The 5,023-nt window shown below is 60.6% G+C and carries 4 protein-coding genes; all 4 read right to left on the bottom strand.

Going from position 1 to position 5,023, the window contains the following annotated elements:
• Nucleotides 1–1,585: thiamine pyrophosphate-dependent enzyme (locus ABW043_RS12845; protein ID WP_353921603.1), on the bottom strand; the 1,585-nt coding region annotated here is incomplete at its 3' end.
• Nucleotides 1,586–1,943: 358 nt separating this feature from the next.
• Nucleotides 1,944–2,852 (bottom strand): succinate--CoA ligase subunit alpha, encoded by a 909-nt coding sequence (gene sucD / locus ABW043_RS12850; RefSeq protein WP_353921604.1) that lies wholly within the window; start codon nucleotides 2,850–2,852, stop codon nucleotides 1,944–1,946.
• Nucleotides 2,853–2,876: 24 nt separating this feature from the next.
• Nucleotides 2,877–4,076 carry an ADP-forming succinate--CoA ligase subunit beta gene (gene sucC, locus ABW043_RS12855; protein WP_353921605.1) on the bottom strand — a complete coding sequence of 400 codons (1,200 nt, stop codon included), beginning with the start codon at nucleotides 4,074–4,076 and terminating at the stop codon, nucleotides 2,877–2,879.
• Between the two features lie 90 nt (nucleotides 4,077–4,166).
• A partial coding sequence (mdh, locus tag ABW043_RS12860; protein WP_353921606.1) for a malate dehydrogenase occupies nucleotides 4,167–5,023 on the bottom strand: 857 nt, incomplete at its 5' end.

The raw sequence follows: 5,023 nt of genomic DNA on the forward strand, positions 1-5,023 counted from the left end.
TGTGGCTCCGGATCTTGGAGTACATGAGCGGCTGGGTGAAGCTTGGCTCGTCGCCTTCGTTGTGACCGAAGCGGCGATAGCAGAACATGTCGATGACGACAGGCTTGCCGAACTTCTGGCGATATTCGACCGCCACCTTGGCGGCAAAGACCACGGCTTCCGGATCGTCACCGTTGACGTGCAGAACCGGGGCTTCGATCATCTTGGCCACATCGGTCGGATAGGGCGAAGAGCGCGAATACATCGGCGAGGTGGTGAAGCCGATCTGGTTGTTGATGACCAGATGGATCGAACCGCCGGTGCGATGACCCTTGAGGCCCGAGAGCCCGAGACATTCGGCAATGACGCCCTGGCCGGCAAAGGCCGCATCGCCATGGATCAACAGCGGCAGGACCATGGAGCGGTCCGGCTTGCCGTCGGTGGCGATGTTGACGAGCTTGCCATCGGGGGAGATGTGCTGATCCTGCTTGGCGCGCGACTTGCCTAGCACCACTGGATCGACGATCTCGAGGTGCGAGGGGTTGGCGGTCAGCGACAGGTGGACCTTGTTGCCGTCGAATTCACGGTCGGACGAAGCACCGAGGTGGTACTTCACGTCGCCCGAACCCTCGACGTCGTCGGGATAGAAGGCGCCGCCCTTGAATTCGTGGAAGAGGGCGCGGTGCGGCTTCTGCAGCACCTGGGTCAAAACGTTGAGGCGACCACGGTGGGCCATGCCAAGAACAATGTCCTTGATGCCGAGGGCGCCGCCGCGCTTGATGATCTGCTCGAGCGCCGGAATGGCGGCCTCGCTGCCATCAAGGCCGAAGCGCTTCGTGCCGGTGTATTTGACGTCGATGAACTTCTCGAAGCCTTCGGCTTCGATCAGCTTGGTCAGGATGGCCTTCTTGCCCTCGGGCGAGAAGGTGATTTCCTTATCCGGACCTTCGATGCGTTCCTGAATCCACTGCTTGGCTTCAGGATCGGAGATGTGCATGAACTCGATGCCGACCGTACCGCAATAGGTGCGTTCGAGGATCGCCAGCATTTCCGGGAGCGTCGCGTATTCGAGCCCCAGATAGTTGTCGATGAAGATCTTGCGGGAGAAGTCGGCTTCGGTGAAGCCGTAGCTGCGCGGATCGAGTTCCGGCGCCGGTTCATCGGCCTTGAGCTTGAGCGGATCAAGATCGGCATGAAGGTGGCCGCGCATGCGATAGGCGCGGATCATCATGATGGCACGGATCGAATCGCGCGTTGCCTGCAGCACATCGGCCGAGGTCGGCGCGGGCTTGCCTTCAGCAGCGGCCTTTTTCGCCGTCGCCTTTTCGGCCTTTATCGCGACTTCACCCCAGTTGCCGTCGAGCGCTGAGACCAGATCGCCACTGGCCGCCTGCGGCCAGTCCTTGCGACCCCAGCTCGGACCCGCAGCATTTTTCTCGGCGACGCCATCGCTGTCATCAAGCCGGGAAAAGAAGCTGGACCATGTCGCATCGACACTGTTGGGGTCCGTCTTGTAGCGGGAGTAGAGTTGTTCGATGTAGTCGGCGTTCCCCCCATAGAGGAACGAGGTCAGCAAGAACGCGTCGTTCTTTTCCTGTCGTGTCATCGCTTTTTTCTGCGGGACCTTGCGTCCCGCCATCCTTCTCAACAAACCGGCGGAGAACCGGTTCTAACTGCGGTCACCCAAAGTGGGGGCATATTGACCGCTTTTCCTTTGTATCTTGTTAAGACTTGCGGCGCCCGTGGGAGGCGCCGCACTCACACTACAATTATTCGCCCCACACGGCAGGCTTAACACCGAACCGTGACTGAAGCGCGACCGACATTGGTCGCATGGCGTCATCTCTGCGCAGTGTTTGTGTCGTCACTGCCGGGCTTGTCCCCGGCAATCCACCCTCTTAAGGCATGGACCACCGGAACGAGCCCGGTGGTGACGGCATCACACAATTCAGCGCCGCAGAGACTTAACCGCGGAGTACTTCCGCCAGAGTCTTGCCGATACGGGCCGGGGAGCTCGACACCTTGATGCCGGCAGCTTCCATGGCCGCGATCTTTTCTTCAGCGCCACCCTTACCGCCCGAAATTACGGCGCCAGCATGGCCCATGGTGCGGCCAGCGGGAGCAGTACGGCCAGCGATGAAACCAGCCATCGGCTTCTTGCGGCCGCGCTTGGCTTCGTCGATCAGGAACTGCGCTGCTTCTTCTTCAGCCGAACCGCCGATTTCGCCGATCATGATGATCGACTTGGTGGCTTCGTCGGCCAGGAACATTTCGAGCATATCGATGAATTCGGTGCCCTTGACCGGGTCGCCGCCGATACCGACAGCCGTGGTCTGGCCGAGGCCTTCATTGGTGGTCTGGAACACTGCTTCATAGGTAAGCGTGCCCGAGCGCGAAACAATACCCACCGAGCCCTTGGAGAAGATGGAGCCCGGCATGATGCCGATCTTGCATTCTTCCGGGGTCAGGACGCCGGGGCAGTTCGGCCCGATGAGGCGCGACTTGCTCTTTTCAAGCTTTGCCTTGACGCGGACCATGTCCATGACCGGCACGCCTTCGGTGATGCAGACGATGAGCGGGATCTCAGCGTCGATTGCTTCTTCGATGGCGGCAGCGGCACCCGGAGGCGGAACATAGATGACCGATGCATTGGCGCCGGTCTTTTCGCGGCCTTCGGCAACCGAAGCGAACACCGGGAGCGAAGCCGAACCATCGAGACCCGAAGTCCAGGTTTCACCGGCCTTCTTGGGGTTCACGCCACCAACCATCTTGGTGCCGTAGTAATTCAGGGCCTGTTCGGTGTGGAAGGTACCGGTCTTGCCGGTGAGGCCCTGCACGAGAACCTTGGTGTCTTTGTTGACGAGAATAGACATTGGTTTTTCTCTTCTGCAGTGCGCTTAGGCGGCTTTGCCGACGGCGGCGACGATCTTCTGGGCGGCGTCGTCGAGGTCATCGGCGGAAATCACGTCGAGGCCCGAATTGTCGAGGATGGCTTTGCCTTCCTTGACGTTGGTGCCTTCGAGGCGAACCACCAGCGGAACCTTCAGGCCGACTTCCTTGACTGCAGCGATCACGCCTTCGGCGATGACGTCGCAGCGCATGATGCCGCCGAAAATGTTGACCAGGATCCCCTTCACGGCCGGATCGGCAGTGATGATCTTGAACGCCGCGGTCACCTTCTCCTTGGAGGCACCGCCACCAACGTCGAGGAAGTTTGCCGGCTCGGCGCCGTAGAGCTTGATGATGTCCATGGTGGACATGGCAAGGCCCGCGCCATTGACCATGCAGCCGATATTGCCGTCGAGGGCAACGTAGGCGAGGTCATACTTGGAGGCTTCGATTTCCTTGGCGTCTTCTTCGGTCAGGTCGCGGAGCGGCTTGAGCTCTTCGTGACGGAAGGAGGCGTTGTTGTCGAACGAGACCTTGGCATCGAGAACGCGCAGACGGCCATTGGTCATGACGATCAGCGGGTTCACTTCGAGCAGGCTCATGTCCTTCTCGGTGAAGGCCTTGTAGAGGATCGGGAACAGGTGTTCGCCGTCCTGGGCGGCCGGACCGTCGAGCTTGAGCGCATCGTTGATCTTGGCAATGTCGGCAGCGGTGACGCCGGCGACCGGATCGATACCGACGGTGATGATCTTTTCAGGCGTGTGCTCGGCAACGGCTTCAATGTCCATGCCGCCTTCGGTCGAAACGACGAAGGACACTTTCGAGGTCGCGCGATCGACCAGCAGCGAGCAGTAGAGCTCGCGGGCGATGTCGGCGCCGTCTTCGATGTAGAGGCGGTTGACCTGCTTGCCGTGCTCGCCGGTCTGCTTGGTCACGAGCGTGTTGCCCAGCATTTCCTTGGAGAAGGCCACGACATCGTCGATGGTCTTGGCAAGGCGAACGCCGCCCTTGGCATCGGGACCGAGTTCCTTGAACTTGCCCTTGCCGCGACCGCCGGCATGGATCTGGCTCTTGACCACATAGAGCGGGCCGGGCAGCGACTTGGCTGCAGCTTCAGCTTCGTCGGCCGAGAAAATGGCGACGCCAGCAGCAACGGGCGCGCCATATTCTTTCAGCAGCGCCTTGGCCTGATGTTCATGGATGTTCATTGAATTCCCCTTGGGTGGGCAGATGTAGACCGGACGATTCTAGAGACCGGAAAAGGGAGAAGCCGCTGGGGTTGCCAGCGGCTTTTCTAATTACGCCAGCTTCGGCGCGATTTTCTTACACGCCGCGATCAGGCCCTCAACGGCCTCCACGGACTTGTCGAAGGCTTTTTGCTCGGCAGAGTTGAGCTGGATCTCGATGACCTTCTCAGCACCACCGGCGCCGATCACGACCGGCACGCCGACATAGGTATCCTTGACGCCATACTGGCCGGAAAGGAACGCGGCGGACGGCAGGATGCGCTTCTTGTCCTTGAGGTAGCTTTCGGCCATGGCAATGGCGGAAGCAGCCGGAGCGTAGAAGGCCGAACCAGTCTTGAGGAGCGAAACGATCTCGGCGCCGCCATCACGAGTGCGCTGGATGATTTCGTCGAGGCGTTCCTTGGTGAGCCAGCCCATCTTGACGACGTCGGTCAGCGGAATGCCGGCAACGGTCGAGTAGCGAGCGAGCGGCACCATGGTGTCGCCGTGGCCGCCAAGCACGAAGGCGTTGACGTCTTCGACCGAGACCTTGAGTTCGTCGGCGATGAAGTGAACGAAGCGCGAGCTGTCGAGCACGCCAGCCATGCCGATGACCTTGTTGGTCGGCAGGCCGGAGAACTTCTGCAGCGCCCAGACCATCGCGTCGAGCGGGTTGGTGATGCAGATGACAAAGGCGTTCGGAGCGTACTTGGCAATGCCGGCGCCGACCTGTTCCATCACCTTGAGGTTGATTTCGAGAAGGTCATCGCGGCTCATGCCGGGCTTGCGCGGCACACCGGCGGTGACGATCACGACGTCAGCGCCTTCGATGTCCTTGTATTCGGACGTACCCTTGATGACCGCGTCGAAGCTCTGGCTGGGAGCGGACTGGGCGATGTCGAGGGCCTTGCCCTGCGGAACACCGTCAA

It is taken from the genome of Devosia sp. (assembly GCF_040509215.1).
Lineage (GTDB): Bacteria > Pseudomonadota > Alphaproteobacteria > Rhizobiales > Devosiaceae > Devosia.